Raw genomic sequence first — 16,259 nt, 5'->3', positions numbered from 1 at the left:
TCCATTTTTCATAATAGTCCGATTCGTACCACGGGTTTTATTCCCGTGGTACGATCTTAAATCGGGCACAATAATTCACGTTGATGAAGACAAAAAATATCTTTTTATTTCTTTTGATGACGGCTTGTTGCTTTCAGGGGTATGCCCAGAAAAAGAGGTTGACGATGGAGGATTATAAGCTGTGGAAACGGGTGGATGCCCAGAACATGTCCGAAGACGGGAAATGGGTCACCTATCAGTTTACTTTTATCGATAGCGATTACAATCCGAAAGATCCGACGACTTTTTTATATAATACGGTTACCCGCGAGACCCGGGAACTTCCTCGCGTGACCCGTCCGAATTTTTTTGCCGGGGGAAAATGGTTAAAGTACACGGTGATGAAGCCGGAAGCCGATACCACGGGAATGCAGGATTCGACCTTTTTACTGCGTTTGAGGGATATGAAAAAAATATACTGGAACCGGAAGTATGATTTTTCGGAATCTTCCGGTTGCCATTTAGTTACCTATACTTATAAACTGTCGGAGGAAAAGGATGCTCCCAAACGATTGGTATGTTGGAATATAGAAACCGGAGATACGGTAGCGATAGATAGTATCGGCGATTATAAGCTGTTGGACAAGGGAAAAAATGTCCTTTATGTAAAAGAGGGGATTCTGTATTACGGTCCTTTAAAAGGTCGTCACGCGGTGCTTTTTAATGATGCGAAAGCCTTCGTTACGGATTTTACTTTACAACCCCAAAATGCGGAAGGCTCTTTTGTGGCAGCCTCGGATACCTCGAGGATCAAAAATCCGGATCTATTGTATGTTTTTTCGTTACGGGACGGGACCGTGCGTTTTTTGTTGGATTACACGAAAATAGGAATACCCAAACAATATATTGCCCGGAACCGTCCCTACCGTTTGTCGAACGGAGGGAACCGGGTAATTATCGATGTGGATACGATCTCTTCAAGAAGAAGGAAAAGGGAGGAGAGACCGGATACGAGTTTTGAGTTGGAATTATGGACGTGGAACGATGAGGTTTCTTCCTTGCAGCAAAGTAAAAGCAGCTATAATCCGAGTAACGTCAAGTTCGCCTATGATGTGGAACGTCGAAAATGTTACCGGATCACGACACAGAACATGGAGAAACTGATCCTTCCCGCGAGTACTTATTACGATTACGCTTTTGCCGTGGACAGGGGACCTTACAAACGTTTTGCAGATTGGAAGAGCGATGTCAATGCCGATATCTACCTGATAGATCTGAATACCGGAGAGGCCCGTGTTTTGGAAAAGGATTTTGAAACCGAGCCCGTCTGGAGTCCGAACGGGAAATATGCCGTGCTTTATCACGCGAAAGAGAAGGCGTGGTATAAGGTGGACCCGAAAACCGGGAAACAGGAGAATATTTCCAAGGCTATCGGTCATCCGGTACATAACGAATTGCATGATCTGCCCAAACCTGCCGATCCCTACGGTATCGCGGGATGGACGGCCGACGGAGACCGGGTGATCCTTTACGATCGTTACGATTTGTGGGTGGTGGACCTGACGGGAAATGCAGAGACGTATTGTTTGACAAAGGGATACGGCCGGGAGACCCAAAGAACATTCCGTTGGTTGAAACGGGATTACGATGAAAAGATCGTCGATCTGAAAAAAGACCTTTTGTTGGAGTTCACCAAGGTGGATAACGGGGATCAGGGGATATACCGTTTTATTCCCGGAGGTAAATTCGTCCGTCTGATAGAGGGGCCGTTTTCCGTCAATGTCTATCAGCTTTCGAAAGATGGAAAAAATTGTATCTGGACGAAACAGAGTTACACGGAATTCCGGGATTTGTGGTGGAGCAGGAGCGACTTCAAACATCCCCGACGGATCACGGACGCTAATCCGCAGCAGAAAAACTATAAATGGGGAAACGTGAGGTTAGTGAAGTGGAACAATTTCGAGGGGAAGGAGAATGCCGGATTGCTCTATTTGCCTGAAAATTACGACTCGACAAAGACCTATCCTACGATCGTGAATTTTTACGAGACGCACTCGGGCGATCTGCATAGTTATATCGTTCCTGCTTTAAGTAGTGGGATGATCAATGTCGTGACTTACGTGAGCAACGGGTATGTGGTGTTTATGCCGGACGTGCATTTCACCGTGGGAAATCCCGGGGAGAGCAGTTACAATGCCGTGGTCAGCGGGACGCAGATGTTGATCGACCGGGGAATAGCGGACAAGGATCGTATCGGGATACAGGGACACAGTTGGTCCGGCTATCAGGTGGCCTATTTGGTAACCCGGACGAATATGTTTAAATGTGCCAGTCCCGGAGCGGCGGTTTCCAGTATGATATCGGCCTACACGGGAATCCGTACGGGTAGCGGTATGCCCCGTATGTTTATGTACGAAGAGACACAAAGCCGTTTGGGAAAATCCTTATGGGAGGACCCCGAGATGTATATCAAACACTCTCCGATCCTGTACGCCGATAGGATTCAGACCCCGCTGTTGATTTTCCATTGCGATGCGGACGAGGCCGTGCCCTATGCGGAAGGACTCAACTTGTTCTTAGCCATGCGGAGGCTGCAAAAACCGGCCTGGCTGTTGAATTACAAGGGTGAACGCCATTTCCTCTACAATAAAGCGGCAGAGCGGGACTGGACCTTCCGCATGCAACAGTTCTTCGATCACTATTTGAAAGGACTTCCTATGCCTCGCTGGATGAAAGAGGGGATTCATGTGAACGAAAGGGGAATCGACCAGAAATATAACTACGGTAGCTTTTATTAAAAAGCTACTGTATGTATGCTTTTAGTTGTTGTAATATACTGTGTACTAATTTTTTTGTGTTTGTTATTTGGAAAAAGACAAACGAGTAATAATGATGAATGTATGAAGTTCGAATTATTATAAAAATTTAGTATGAAAAAATTAATTTATTTGTGCTGCATTGTACTGATAGAAGTGTTTTTATATGGATGTAACGATGACATAGAGATTATAGATACGGATGTAGGATTGAATTATAAAGGCGAGAACCGGGTGGGGCTTTCTTTCATAGAGAAGGTGAACGAACAGAATAAGGAAGAAGAGATAAAACAGTTACTCGATTCGTGCGGAGGAAAGTTGGTAATGGACTATGTCCAATACGGTGTCGGTTTTGGAGAGGGATTTCATTACCTTATTCCGGTTCAAAGTGAAAAATCCGGAGTAATCGACGCTTGTGTAATCTTTCCCGTGATTACGGATATAGCGGGGAATCCGCAACCGGAGATTCTGCTCGGTATTCCCCGCTTGGTGGATAGGGGGATGTTTGTAAAATTGCCTTCCGTCCAAAAAGAGATGCGCTCTGTTTTTTTCAGGAAATGGAAACAACGCGGATTAAAGGTTGATTCTTTGTTATGTGTTTCTCAGGATTTGAGTATCGAAAATGTGGGTACAAAAGTGAAAACCCAAACAGCCGAAAATGAGAATGTTGTGCAGGCTTCAACGGAGCCTTTGGAATACAGGGGGCATATCGACTATTATATAGAGATTTATAACGGAATGGAGAGTGGAGAGGACGAACCTTGTGCTAACGGCATTTCTTTGGAGGATAGAAGTGAAATTTTTAGACGTCACGGTAAATTTCTTTTTGAATATGCCGGAAGTGTAAAATATCCGGAAATTTATGTTGAGATGGAATTTTTAGATGTAACTTTTTTTTCATTTCATTATGTTGAAAGGAAAAAGGTCATTCAGACCTTTCAAAATTATATGGAAAGATGTAGGTACGATTTTAAATCTGTCTATGGGGTTTCGGATGTTTTATATGTTATAGATGTGTATGGCAGTGGCGGAGGAGGTTCGACAACGAATCCCGGTGTGGGTGGCGGCGATCCTGTCGATCCGGGAGATGAAGGCGGTGGGTCTTCTGGCGGTTCCGGGGGAAGCGGTAGCGGTACAACTACGGACCCGGGGACCGGCGGCGGGGGAGAGGAAAATCTTCAAGTGGTGCTGAATGTTAATATAACCTCTGTTGAATTGATGGAAAGATATGACATAAAAGTTGAAGTAATGACTCGTACGCCTTCCGGGAATGTTTATCCGTCGGTGGCTCATGTCGAGGTGATGATGCGGCGGGAGGGCATGCCGCGATGGCAGGTCATTGCAGAGGAACCTAACCGTAATCCTTTTGATTGTAGAAGGACGGCTATATCTCCCAGTTTTTTTGAAGTGCGGGCTGAAGTTCGTCTTCCGAGCGGTAGTGTTCTATTTTCCAATGTGGTAAGGGTGGAGGAAAAATACCCTGGAATCGCTAAATTTAAAGATCATGCCGCGGTGAAATCCCGGGCCGTCGATCTTTGGAATAAAACGGTGGCGTTTGCTACTGCTAATAAAGAGACTCGAACAGTTCGGGAATACGGAAGCCTGATCTACCTGAACACGGCAACCGGCGAATATTCCACGGGAGAGGACGTGTTGGGAGAAGAGGTAACGCTGGATCGTGATGTGACAGCTACTGTTAATTTTGTGTATCCCGAACATACCCCGGACCCCACGGAAGCCAATTTATTGGTCGTGGGATGTATCCATTCGCATTATCCGTTGACTTGGGCAAAAGGTGGTCTTGTAAGAAATGTCGGACCGTCTGAAAAGGATCATGAATGTGAACTACCGGGAATTGTATATGATTATGCTGATAAAATATTTGCAAATGACCCTGTAGATATGGAGAATAATCCTAAAAAATATTATACTTATGGTAAAGAACGGCGAGCAACCCCTTAAATTTAGATAGATAGGTTATGAAACGATTATTGCTATTATTTTGTATGACGATAGGCTTATTAAGTTTATCGGAGGTGGTTACGGCAGAGAATTTGGATTCTTTGTCCACGAAAAAACGTAATAAAAAGCTGATAAAACTGGCAAAAGAGGTGGTGTTACGGCATGGACCGGGTTTTTATAGAGAGTATAAACCTCCGGTAATTAAAAGTCAACGTGTATCGGATAAAAATGGAGATTTGCGGATTAACCTAAGAAAAAAGTATAAAGGTCGTTCCTATTACACTGTAGAATATCCTTATAATAAAAAAGAGGAAATATTTTGGGGAGTTTATTCTGCTAAAGTATTTATTTGGAAGGATACTGGTAAAGTTTTTTATATAGAATTTGGAGGTACTGTCTGTATTGAAAATTATGATACTCTTACCGAGAAGGAGAAACGGCAGATAAAAACCGTTCAATATCATAAAACACGCCCTTTAAAACACGTGAGGGACACGTTCCGTGATCCGAACGGGGAGATCATTCGAATCGAGCACCGGTATGAATAGATAGATTATGCTGAAACGATTATTGGCATAATTCAGTATAATGTTTTGAGAAAAGAATAGGGATAAAAATATGATTATTGGGAATCGAGTGTAGATAGTAATAGTTTTGAAGTAAGCCCGGGAAGTGTTTGAAAATGGGAGTACGCGGAGGAAGTTGGGTGGATGTATTCCGGTGGAAAATGCTTTTCGGGTATTTTAAACCTGTAATTGAGAGTATGAAGAAAGTGGTAAGTAAAAAGAGAATGTGTTTCGTGTTGTTGACAGGAATTTTGTTGTCGGGAACTTTGTTGTCTTTTCGTTATTGGGAGACGGAAAAACGGATAAGTGCGGAGTTCTTCAATACCCCGATAACGGAGGTATTGGAATTTTTTCAGGAAGAGACGGGACTTCGTTTTTTATATTGTGACGAAGAGATAAAGCAAGTCCCATTGATTTCAGGGAGCTTTAAGGAGGTTTCGGTGAAAAGGGCCCTGAAACAATGCTTACGGGAGACGCGATATACTTATAGTGTGAAACGGAATCTGTTACTGATTAAGCCCAAACGTTGATCAGATTGTACAGAAAAACGTGACCAAAAAAGGTACGCTTAGGTCTACCGTGATCCCGTGGATGATGGAGATGATGACAAACTCTTTTCCGCTGAACTTAGTGATGATCGGTAACGTGGTGTCTGCGGTCGTGGCTCCCCCGACCGATATGGGAGCTAACTTCCCGAAGTAACGAACCAGCAGAGGGGCGGCTAATAAAGCGATAAGCTCCCGCATGATGTTAGATACTAAAGCGATCGTTCCCAATTCCGCACCTTTGTATTGGGTGATAAAAATAGAAGAGAGGGAGTAGTAGCCGAAACCGGCCCCCACGGCTAAACAATCCGTGATACTCCTGCCTTGTAATGCGAAACTGATCAGAACGGAACCGGCAAGGGTTCCCAAGATTGTGGCTAACGGAACGAGTGCGAGTTTCAGGTCTTGTTGCCTTAATGCCTGTAACGCTTTTTTATCGCTTCCGATACTGATTCCTACTATAAACATAAGCAGGTAGAGGGCGTATACCGTAAGTTCGTCTCCCGTAACGGAAGAGGGAATATCGATAAAACGGGCGATTAAGATGCCTGCTATAAAAAATGCAACGATGGTTATACTTCCTTTCATTTTATCGGGTCCTTTTATTTAGAAGTGGCGGTAAAAAAGAATTTATAAACGGCCCATGCGCATAGTACGCTACCTCCCGCGGCTCCCAAGGTAATCAGTAACGCATCGTACCCGATCGTCTCTAAATTATTCATGATATCGTCATTGGCTCCGACGCTAAGCCCTAACAAAAACAACAGTAGGTAGATGGCATAGTTGATTCCTTTATGCACGAATTTCAAATTTCTTTCACGGAAGATATATCCGAGGACAATGCCGCATACCATTAATCCGATAACAATAATCATAACTTTTTGTTCTTTACGGCAAAAGTACGATTAATTTTTCAATTGGCCGGGTATGCGATAAGTGTTTTGTAACTTTGTCCTATTCCTTAACGTTTAAGAAATAAAAACAATTTACTATGAAAAAAATAATTGCCCGTACCCTCTCTTCGGAAAGTCGCTTCCCGGATACGATTCTTTTGTTGCTGCGTTTTTTGGTAGGAATAACCATGATGACCCATGGTGTTGCTAAATTGCTCTCTTTCGGAGAGCTGTCGGCTACCTTCCCCGATCCGATCGGCTTGGGAAATTCCCTCTCTTTGCTCATGATTATTGGTGCGGAAGTCGGTTGCTCCGTCTTGTTGATATTAGGGGCATTTACCCGCTTGGCTACCTTACCCTTGATATTTTCCATGCTTGTCGTCATTTTTGTCGTGCATGGCAGCGATCCGTTTCAAGTAAAAGAGTTACCGCTGCTCTATTTCGGCATATACGTGGTACTCTTTTTTACCGGAGGGGGACGTTACGCTTTGGATACCCTGATTTCCAAGCATTGGAATGTAAACATCCGGAATACGGATGACTGATCCCTTTAGAAGGTGGTTTGTTCCGTGCCGTCTAACACGGGGATGACGTTCTCGTCTTCCTCTAAGACGGTTACGGCTAATAGCCAGTATATCAATAAAACGATGGCGATGATAACGCCGATGACTTGCCAGATTTTATAACTCTTTTTTTTCATATCATTCTATTTTGATTTTGTAATCAAACGTAAAATTCGATACAGGGTTCCCGAAATTGTCCGTTTTGTTTGATTCCGGATTATAGGATCACGTTTAATATGTTGTTATTTAGTCGGTAACGTAAGGGTATAAAGTTATTTTATTCGCCTTGGGCGGAATAAATCGTTTGGGTGTTGAAACGTGTTAGTAATGATTTTTATGATTTAAATATCGGTTTGCAATTAAAAATTTGCTGTTTACAATTAAAATGTTTGTTTTTTATACCTTTGCCTTCCGTATTATATATGAGGTAAAACGGTTGTATGAAAGTATTTTTTAAAAAGGTTGTAAATTATTTTTTCCCGGAAGAAGTAAATCGGCAAGCGTATCTACTATTTTTCATTTGCATTTATTTCAAGTTTGTTTTGTTCGACCTGATCTGGTCGTCGCAGACCACGTTTACTTCGTTTTCTTTTTTGGAGGGATATTTGAATAAACTGTGGTTTACCCTGCTTTTTCTTATCCCGTTATTTTGCTTCCGTGCTGTAAAATGGACTCTTTTTATCGCTTTTTTATTGGATATTTTGTTTATCGTCAATTTGATGTATTTCAGGACCTATTTTACGGCAATACCTTTGGATAGCTACGGACTCGTTGGTAATCTGAAAGATTTTACCGCGAGCGTATACGATTCGGTGTGTTGGATCGATGCGGTTTTTCCGCTTTCTACCCTTTTGACGGCCATCCTCTATTATAAAAAATATAAGCAAAAGAAAGTTATCCTCCCCGTTTGGAAAAAACGGCAAAGGGCCGGACGTTATTTGTTGTTGATCTTGGTCGCAACCTTATTTTCGGGTGCTTTTATCTGGTCGAAGGGAGGTTTTAAGGCTGCTTACGAATCTTTGCAAGGGGCCAATAAACATACCTGTGATACCCCGATATATACCGTTTTCGGATCTCTTTATTACGATTATCTGTTAGAAAACATAGCTTATACGCCTGAAATAAAACAACAGATCGAAGCCTGGCTAAAACTTCACCCCCGGCATAAAACATTACCCTTTCAATTGGAAGAGCGTAACGGTTGTATATTGATTCTTGCAGAGTCGTTGGAGAGTTGGGTATTGGAAAAGACGGTGGAAGGAGTGGAGATCACCCCTTGTATGAATGCCTTATTGAAAGAAAAGTCGACGCTTTACGCCTCTAAAGTACTCACGCAAGTAAAAGGAGGTCGTTCGATTGATGCCCAACTTCTGTTGTATTCCGGTTTATTGCCCATCGGTAATGGTTCTTACAGTACGAAATTTCCCCGTTCCCTCTATCCTTCTTTTTTGAAATACCTCAAGAATGCGGAAAATGCGAAAATTTACGGGATGATGGTAGATAAAGAGATCGTTTGGAATCAGAAGGTGATCTGTCCGGCCTTGGGTTTCGATTCTTTGATTTCGAGACGTAGTTTCGTTTTGGATGAAAAGGTGGGGCCGCGGAAAAAATTAGGGGATCTCTCTTTTTTACGTCAATGCGGGGAGAAAATCTCTTCTCCGGAACTATGGCCGGATTCCGCGTTCGTTTTCCTTCAATGCGTCACCTATTCCGGACATAATCCTTTTATCCTGCCGGAAGAGCTGAAAAGGGTCTCCTTCTCCGATAAAATTCCCAAGCGGATGAATGATTACATGACCATGGCGAATTACACGGACCGGGCAATAGGAAATTTTATCGCCTTTTTGCGTTCTCAAAGAAAGTTTGACAAAACATTGATCGTGATCACGGGTGATCACGAAGGGTTGGCCAACAGCCGGGGAACATTGTGTTGTTCCGAGAAGGGTAAAGACGTGGTTTCTTCGGATCCTTATGTCCCTTTTATCGTGGTGAACTCTCCTGTCGGAATGCGTTACGATAAAGTGATGGGACAAATCGACATGTACCCGACCTTGCTGGATTTGTTAGGCCTGCGAGATTGTTCATGGACGGGTTTGGGACGGAGTATTCTGGACCCGGATAAAAAGGCTTTCGCGGTAAGCCCTCAAATGCAGGTTTACGGGGATATCGCCGGCGTGCCGGAGAGCGAAATCGAATGGGCCAAGGAAGCGTGGAAGATTTCCGATTTGATGATTCGTTGTGATTATTTCCGGTATAATCCGCGTGATAAATGGACGGAATAAAAGATTCTCGTATAAAATACAAAAAGCATGAAGCATTTGATTGATTTGGAAAATTGGGAACGTGTAGATAATTTCAATTTTTTCCGTTCGTATGTTAACTCATGGTACTCGGTAACGACCGAAATAGAGTGTACGGAAGCGTTCGTTACGGCGAAGAGTACCGGAACATCGTTCTTTTTGCGCTACCTGCATGCCGTATTATGTGCCGCGAATGAGATTGAGGCATTACGTTATCGAACCGACAAAGAGGGACGGGTTGTCCTGCATGATACGGTCGATATGATTACTCCGGTAGCGATTCCCGGAAAGACGTTCGTGACCGTCAGAATCCCTTACGACCCGGACTTCGAACGCTTCCAGGTCAAAGCACGGGAACTCATTTCCCATGTTCAGGCTGACGGAGATCCTTACGGTGTGGAAAAAGAGCTGTACGCTAAAGGTGATTTCGATGTCATGCATTTAAGTGCTGTTCCCAAAATGTATTTTACCTCGATAACTTATACAATCTATGAAGCGGGGAACGGATGTACTCACCCTTTAAGTACGATGGGTAAAGTTATACGACGCGGAAAACAATCGGTTATGCCCTTCTCCGTATATGTGAACCATGCCTTTGTCGACGGCGAACATTTATCGCGGTTTTTTGAGAAAATACAAGAGAGGCTAACTCGCTAACGAAAGTACATCTACATTTTAACCCATTTTACGGCATCGGCGATAATCGTATCTTCGGGTTCGCCCCGGTCATCAAGGACGACGGTCGCTTTCCCTTCAGGGAACTCGTATACCCCGAGCGATTCCCACCCGACATAAAAGTATTTCCACCTGCTGGAAACATCGGTATATATTCTGTCCGAACCTGCGCTTCCTGACGGGGTATAATTTATTGTTTCCATCTCGACAGCCGTCTCGTGGGGACCGTGTGAAATCGTGTAGTGGAATTTTAAACTCTCTTTGATTCTTCCGGGAGGAATCGTGTAATCACCTAACGAGTCCCAGACCGCATAACATTGATTATGATAGACGAGAGCCATAACCTCGTATTTACCGGCTTCAGGAAGGTTTACACTCCATTCAGCTTTCGTTTCTCCATTGCTACCTTGCTTGGAGTGATAACTTCTTACGGGGTCCCCGAACGACTGTTCGTTTATAAATCTATTCCATCGATTCCCCGATAGTTGATCGTTGTTCCAGAGACTTTGTAAAACGGTTAGTTTCGGTTCTATTAATCGGAATCCGGGATCCTCGTTGTCGACGATGATTTCATCATTCGGACGAACAAACTCCACGGTATCGATATCATGGATGAAAAAAGCAGTTTCAGGTCCCGGGAGATCTATTTCTTGCGATGTTTTTACAGTATACTTGTCCGGTAGATGAGATGAGTTACCCAGGTTGATAACACATGAATACGGGTTGTAGCGGTATTCTTCAATGAATTCGATAGCTTTTGCCTCTCCCGGGGCAAGGGATAGTGTTTTAAAATCATCGTAATTCTCTCCTGATTGAATAGTCACGATTCCCGGGGATTCGCCATCGTTAAATAATTTGAAGCGGAAAAGAAGCCGCTTGTTGGTACAATAGCGTATTCCTGATAAATCTTTCAGGCGGAAATGCGCGTCATGCCGATAGGTACTCCACTCCCGGACAATCTTTTCCATGTCGATATTCAATTTTTCCCGGGCCTCTTTTACGAGGATCTCGAAAGGGACTTCTTGTCGATGACGGGAGTAAAAGTCCGTTAGAAAGCTAAAAACGGTCTGTCTGGAACACGTGGTCATTCGATTTAATAGTTCCTCGCATTTGACGTAGAAAATGGCACGCAGAATCTCTTCCGGTAATTCCCGGTTTTGAATGACTTCCTCGATGGTGTATCCTTGTAGATAGGAACGGGGAACAGATTTGTCCCGTTTGTTACTAAAAGGAACTGCCGAAAATTTTTGAGTGCGTGGTTTGTCATAAGATTGTTCTCCGGATAATAATTCTTTTTTTTCCCGTAGTATTGTTTTGAGGGCTATATCTATTAAAGGATAATCGAACGAATAAACGGAGGATTCCGGCTCGGCGAATAACGGGTAAAGATAGTACGGGTTGCTCGGGGACTTTAAACGATTCTCCCCGAACCTTCCCTTGGGCTTCATGATTACCCGGAAAAACGGGTTACTGGCAGGAATATTCAGGTAAGGAGAAGATAGATTTTGGAGAAATAGAGTTCTTACCAAGCTATTATCGATGAATTCATCGTCCCAACGATTGCGTCTCCTGACTTGAGGACTTCGATATAAGAAGTTTAGGCCGACGCCATACTCCGGTAATAAAACGAGACCGGGTTGTAACCGGTTGTTGCCTCCTTTCCAGTTTTGCCAGTCGGAATCGAAAGCGAGGGGGGTCTCTATAAACGTTAATTGACGCAGTTCAGGTTCGTACCAGGGACGGCGGGCTAAAACCCGTTTTATATTTAACGTGTCCGCTCTCAAGTAGATTTGTGGGAAGTTTCGAAAAATCAAATCTTGCATTTCTTGATGCAAAGATTTTTGCATCTCCTTGAGTTTGGCGGAGGGATAAAGTCGGGTAAAAAAATCATGTCCTTTAAAATAGTAGAGAAGGAAAGTGATGTCTTTTATTTTTATTCTTTTTGAAGCGTAATCGCCCCCGCATAGCGTTAATCCCTGCAGGGGATAAGAGGGAAAGAAGTAAAACGTGTCCCTGTTCTTGTTTACTTGTGGGATGCCGGGAGCTATCATCACTTGCTGCAGAGGATGAATCACTTTTAATTTAAACAGGGTGAAATCTAAATGGGACAGCACGGGCGTTACCGGGTTTTCCGGTGGGATGGCCACGGGGTACCAAGCGGCTGCCGGGGTCAACAGCAGGCAATTGCCTCTCGTGAAAGAGCCTTTACGGCCGAACTTAAAAAACTCGTCTTCTCTGTCCGTATTCAGTCGCTGCTTTTCGGTTAAACCGAGTTCACAGAAGCGGTCGTCTATTTTTCCTTCGTAGTCAATGTCGAGAATAATACTGTCCCCCGGGACAAGGGATTTTTTGACCCTCAATACCTGCTGATCCCGATCCCACCCGATCTCATGTCCCTCCTGTGTTATTTTTTTAATTTTTAAACCGGGATTTAAAAAAAGAATCAGCTCGGGTAAAGTTTCTTTGTTCGGGTTATACGCCACGAGATTACTTTCCATGAACAGTTTGTTTCCTTTTTGTTCTAATGTGATAGAGTGTTTTGTGATTCTACAAGTGACGGGGTCCCAGTGACGGGTGAAGCTGTTACGGTACTCGTTTCGAACGTGTTCGTCGTTGGCGTATAGGCCTTCTAAAAAGATAATATTCGCTATCCCCAAAACAAGAAAAAAGATCCCGTTTTTTGTTATTTGCGGGGTTTGGGAGGGGGAATTTACCAACCGGTGGAACGACAGGGTACTTAACAACAGGAATCCCATTCCCAGCAGAAGATAGATAGACCTTTGGAGCAGATAAAATTTTAAATTCACGTGACCGGTTATCGCACTGAACAGGTTCGGCAAGGAGTTTCCGGAAAAATCGAGGGTACCGTGGGAGAATGAAGGAGCGAAAATCAGAGAAAAGGTTAGGACTCCTAATAGTAGGACCTGTGCAAGAGGACGCGAGGAGGAAATTCCTGATAACCAGAATCCCAGGCCTAAAATGAAGATTACAGTCGGTAAGGTTAACGTGAAAAAATAAAACAGGTATAGAAACAGGTTAAAGGGAGAGAAGCTGTAAAAGAGATTTAAAGATATACTGATAAATATGGAAAAAATATTGAATAACACGAATATGGAAAGAATGCCGCAGAATTTTCCTATGATATAGCGATTGTTTTCAAAAGGCCGGGGATAGAGGCTTTCTAAACTTTCGGAGTGTTTTTCCCTGTAAAAAATACTTGTTCCCATGAAAATGGCAATGAATGATTGCACGATATTGAACATGTAAGCGTTGACAAAGGGCATTGAAGAAGGAAGGGCGATCATGTTCCAGCGGGGTATGATATCGTTGCCTTGCAGTCCTAATTGAAAGAAAGTGATTCCGCATAGCGTGAGGATAGCTAAAACCCGAAGCATCCAATCCCGGGATTGAATTTTAGCTTCGTAACGGGCAACATGAAAAATATCGTGCAGGTTCATATTAATGTAAAGACAAAATCACTTTCTGTATTTTTACAAAAATAAAAATATTTTCAAAAAAAACAAATCTTATCATAATTGTTCTGTTAATTAGAAATACTTTACACAGGTCGTTTTTTCTACTAAGATGACTTTTATAAATGGTAAGATAGAGTGATGGAGGGACTGGAAACTCGGAGTGGGAGGAAAAGATTTCTCGTCAGCATTCACTACTTTTGTCAGAAAAGCCTATATGGAACAAGCTCTTATTAACAAACTAAGAACGTTTTTCGCGCTACAACCCGTCGAGAAAGCATGGGTGTTTGGTTCTTACTTGCGTGGAGAAGAATCGAAAGAAAGCGATATTAATATACTTGTACGCTTTGACAAGAATGCGAATATTAATTATTTCAAGTATATCGGAATCGTGAATGTTTTACGATCTCTTCTGCACAAGGAAATTGATTTGGTGGAAGAGGGGTAGTTGAAAGATTTCGCTAAAGGATCGGCAGAACAGGATAAAATATTGGTTCATGAGAGAGAGAATCCTAAAAATATTAAACGCCTTTTCCTTATGATAGAGGCAATGATAACCTGTTTGAATTTACCCAAGGTATCAGTTTATTGTATATTAACTAATGAGAATAATATTCACCGGCCTTGTATTGCAAATTAAGTGATAAATAATTGATAATGATAGCGATGAAGGAAGTGGAAACGACAAAAAAGGGTTATAAACAAAAATCAGTCACCTTGTAAGTGACTGATTTTGTGAGGTCGGTAGCAGATTTGAACTGCTGTACACGGTTTTGCAGACCGCTGCCTAACCGCTCGGCCAACCGACCCTGTCGCGATTTTGCGTGGCAAAGATAAGGGGTTTTTCGGAATATACAAATCTTGTCCGTAATTATTTTGATAGAGTCACGCTGGTTGCAGCGATTTTTCCTCCTAAGGGAGGGTTTAATTTGGATACTTTAATGGTGACGTTTTGGATTTCGGGAAAAGCCAGGTATAGGGCATCGATGATCCGTTTGGCAACGTGCTCTAATAAATGGGACGGGATCATCATTTCCCGGGCGATAATTTCATAGGCAGAGAAGTAGTTGAGGGCATCGTTGATGTCATCGCTTGCCGCCGCTTTTCCGCAGTCTGCGATGATTTTGGCATAAACCCTGAATTTGTTGCCTACACTACGCTCCGTTTCATAACAGCCATGATAAGCAAAAAATTCCATTCCTTCGATTTCAATAATTCCTTCCATGTGTATTTACTTTACAAAAAAATGATAACTTTACTCCTTTTTTTAAATACAAAAGAGTCGACAGGATGTCGACTCTTAAGATTACATTACTAACTACTAACCTAAACCATACAAACTTATGAAAAATCTTCAATCTCTTAAAGACACTGCAAAGGTAATGCCAATCTCTATTGTGGTATAATATTTATTGTTAATAAATATTATATGTATAGTTAATCTTGTTTAATATCTTGGACTTATTTTTTTGTGTTTTTTTGACCTAATAATAGTCATCTTGTTGATATATAGCGAAATGTTAATTTGACTGTGTGAAATGGATTGTTTTTTTGTTAATTAAATGATAGATTGTTATGGTTGTAATTAATATTATTCGTAAGTTTATAAAACCGTTTGTATTAAGATTAGGTTATGGTAATAGGAAGTAAAATAGCTGGAATCCAAGAGATTGCAGAAGAGGCGGGGCGTTTGATATTGGATATATACAATAAGCAGTCTTTTTCTGTGGAGTTGAAAAGTGATTTGACGCCGTTGACGGAGGCGGATAAGGTGTCGAGTGAATATGTCGTGTCGGCTTTACAAAAGCTTTTTCCCGGGATTCCGGTGGTGAGTGAGGAACTTCCGTTGCCGGATTATAAAATTCGTTCCGGGTGGCGGGAATTGTGGATAGTCGATCCTTTGGACGGAACGAAAGAGTTTATTTACCGGAACGGGAGATTTTGCGTGAATATTGCATTGGTGGAGAACGGAGTTCCCGTATTCGGAATGATAAATAACGTGAATGATGGGGAATTGGTGTGGGGAGGTGCGGATGTGGAGTGTGGAATTAAAGACGGGGAAGGGGTCGGAAAGTTAAAAACTTCCGTGGCCGGAGGAAATAAATTGAAAGTTGCGGTCAGCCGATTCAATATGACGGAAAACGAATTTCAATATATCGATTATCTAAAGGGTTTGGGATATGAAGTCGAGTTGTTCCCCTTTGGAGCTTCTTTGAAGCAGGTGATGATCGCTAAGGGGGAGATGGATATATGTCCTAAATTCGGGAAATGTTCGGAGTGGGATACGGCCGCCGGTCATGCTATCGTCGAAGCGTCGGGAGGAGTGGTGCTGAACTTGGAGACCGGAAGAAATTTGGTATATAATAAAGAGAATATGTTAAGCCCTCCGTTTATTATGTTCAGTAAACGGATTCATGATTTGATTATGGCGGGAGATACCCGTTTTTATGATTTTCAGTTGGGTGAAAAATCGGGAAATAAATAATA

The 16,259-nt window shown here is 42.6% G+C and carries 14 protein-coding genes and 1 tRNA gene; 9 read left to right on the top strand and 6 right to left on the bottom strand.

Annotated features, from left to right (window positions below; translation table 11 throughout):
• Positions 1-83 precede the first annotated feature (83 nt).
• From PGR74_RS09670 to PGR74_RS09655, 4 genes are all read left to right on the top strand, one after another.
• On the top strand, positions 84-2,777 hold the full coding sequence (locus PGR74_RS09670) for a S9 family peptidase (RefSeq protein WP_270517008.1): 2,694 nt from the start codon (positions 84-86) through the stop codon (positions 2,775-2,777).
• Between the two features lie 132 nt (positions 2,778-2,909).
• The gene (locus tag PGR74_RS09665) at positions 2,910-4,757 is read left to right on the top strand and encodes a hypothetical protein (RefSeq protein ID WP_270517005.1); all 1,848 of its coding nucleotides are present in this window, start codon (positions 2,910-2,912) and stop codon (positions 4,755-4,757) included.
• A 17-nt stretch (positions 4,758-4,774) separates the two neighbouring features.
• Positions 4,775-5,305 carry a hypothetical protein gene (locus PGR74_RS09660; protein WP_041505522.1) on the top strand — a complete coding sequence of 177 codons (531 nt, stop codon included), beginning with the start codon at positions 4,775-4,777 and terminating at the stop codon, positions 5,303-5,305.
• Between the two features lie 134 nt (positions 5,306-5,439).
• Entirely contained in the window at positions 5,440-5,853 is a 414-nt protein-coding gene (locus PGR74_RS09655; protein WP_041502795.1) for an STN domain-containing protein, read from the top strand.
• Here PGR74_RS09655 and PGR74_RS09650 read toward each other — a convergent pair whose 3' ends face one another.
• Positions 5,854-6,456, bottom strand: a complete 603-nt coding sequence (locus PGR74_RS09650) for a lysine exporter LysO family protein (protein WP_110688575.1) — start codon at positions 6,454-6,456, stop codon at positions 5,854-5,856.
• A gap of 14 nt (positions 6,457-6,470) precedes the next feature.
• Positions 6,471-6,743, bottom strand: coding sequence for a LysO family transporter (locus tag PGR74_RS09645; RefSeq protein WP_041502797.1), 273 nt, complete (start codon positions 6,741-6,743; stop codon positions 6,471-6,473).
• A gap of 116 nt (positions 6,744-6,859) precedes the next feature.
• Here PGR74_RS09645 and PGR74_RS09640 point away from each other — a divergent pair, with 116 nt between their 5' ends.
• On the top strand, positions 6,860-7,306 hold the full coding sequence (locus PGR74_RS09640) for a DoxX family protein (RefSeq protein ID WP_110688576.1): 447 nt from the start codon (positions 6,860-6,862) through the stop codon (positions 7,304-7,306).
• Between the two features lie 5 nt (positions 7,307-7,311).
• Here PGR74_RS09640 and PGR74_RS09635 read toward each other — a convergent pair whose 3' ends face one another.
• A complete protein-coding gene (locus tag PGR74_RS09635; RefSeq protein WP_162835846.1) occupies positions 7,312-7,461 on the bottom strand; it encodes a hypothetical protein in 150 nt (49 codons plus the stop codon).
• A gap of 303 nt (positions 7,462-7,764) precedes the next feature.
• On the opposite strand from PGR74_RS09635, the gene PGR74_RS09630 reads away from it, so the two are divergent.
• Together PGR74_RS09630 and PGR74_RS09625 are read left to right on the top strand one after the other, a co-directional pair.
• Complete coding sequence (locus tag PGR74_RS09630) at positions 7,765-9,606, top strand: LTA synthase family protein (protein ID WP_110688577.1); 1,842 nt, start codon at positions 7,765-7,767, stop codon at positions 9,604-9,606.
• Between the two features lie 27 nt (positions 9,607-9,633).
• The gene (locus PGR74_RS09625; RefSeq protein WP_110688578.1) at positions 9,634-10,281 is read left to right on the top strand and encodes a CatA-like O-acetyltransferase; all 648 of its coding nucleotides are present in this window, start codon (positions 9,634-9,636) and stop codon (positions 10,279-10,281) included.
• 11 nt (positions 10,282-10,292) lie between these two features.
• Here PGR74_RS09625 and PGR74_RS09620 read toward each other — a convergent pair whose 3' ends face one another.
• The gene (locus tag PGR74_RS09620; protein ID WP_110688579.1) at positions 10,293-13,757 is read right to left on the bottom strand and encodes an ABC transporter permease subunit; all 3,465 of its coding nucleotides are present in this window, start codon (positions 13,755-13,757) and stop codon (positions 10,293-10,295) included.
• 232 nt (positions 13,758-13,989) lie between these two features.
• On the opposite strand from PGR74_RS09620, the gene PGR74_RS09615 reads away from it, so the two are divergent.
• On the top strand, positions 13,990-14,220 hold the full coding sequence (locus tag PGR74_RS09615; protein WP_236685017.1) for a nucleotidyltransferase family protein: 231 nt from the start codon (positions 13,990-13,992) through the stop codon (positions 14,218-14,220).
• Positions 14,221-14,510: 290 nt separating this feature from the next.
• Here PGR74_RS09615 and PGR74_RS09610 read toward each other — a convergent pair.
• Together PGR74_RS09610 and folB are read right to left on the bottom strand one after the other, a co-directional pair.
• Positions 14,511-14,581: transfer RNA gene (locus tag PGR74_RS09610), tRNA-Cys, on the bottom strand.
• 62 nt (positions 14,582-14,643) lie between these two features.
• Positions 14,644-14,997, bottom strand: a complete 354-nt coding sequence (gene folB, locus PGR74_RS09605; RefSeq protein ID WP_041502802.1) for a dihydroneopterin aldolase — start codon at positions 14,995-14,997, stop codon at positions 14,644-14,646.
• Positions 14,998-15,405: 408 nt separating this feature from the next.
• Here folB and PGR74_RS09600 point away from each other — a divergent pair, with 408 nt between their 5' ends.
• Positions 15,406-16,257 carry a 3'(2'),5'-bisphosphate nucleotidase CysQ family protein gene (locus tag PGR74_RS09600; protein ID WP_270516999.1) on the top strand — a complete coding sequence of 284 codons (852 nt, stop codon included), beginning with the start codon at positions 15,406-15,408 and terminating at the stop codon, positions 16,255-16,257.
• The last annotated feature ends 2 nt before the right edge of the window (positions 16,258-16,259 follow it).

Origin of the sequence: Sanguibacteroides sp. AM78-02pH3A (assembly GCF_027666085.1) — a bacterium.
In the GTDB taxonomy this organism is placed as follows: Bacteria; Bacteroidota; Bacteroidia; order Bacteroidales; family Marinifilaceae; genus Gabonibacter; species Gabonibacter massiliensis.
The sequence above is the reverse complement of the archived record's forward strand: the minus strand, read 5'-3'. Positions and strand labels throughout refer to the sequence as shown.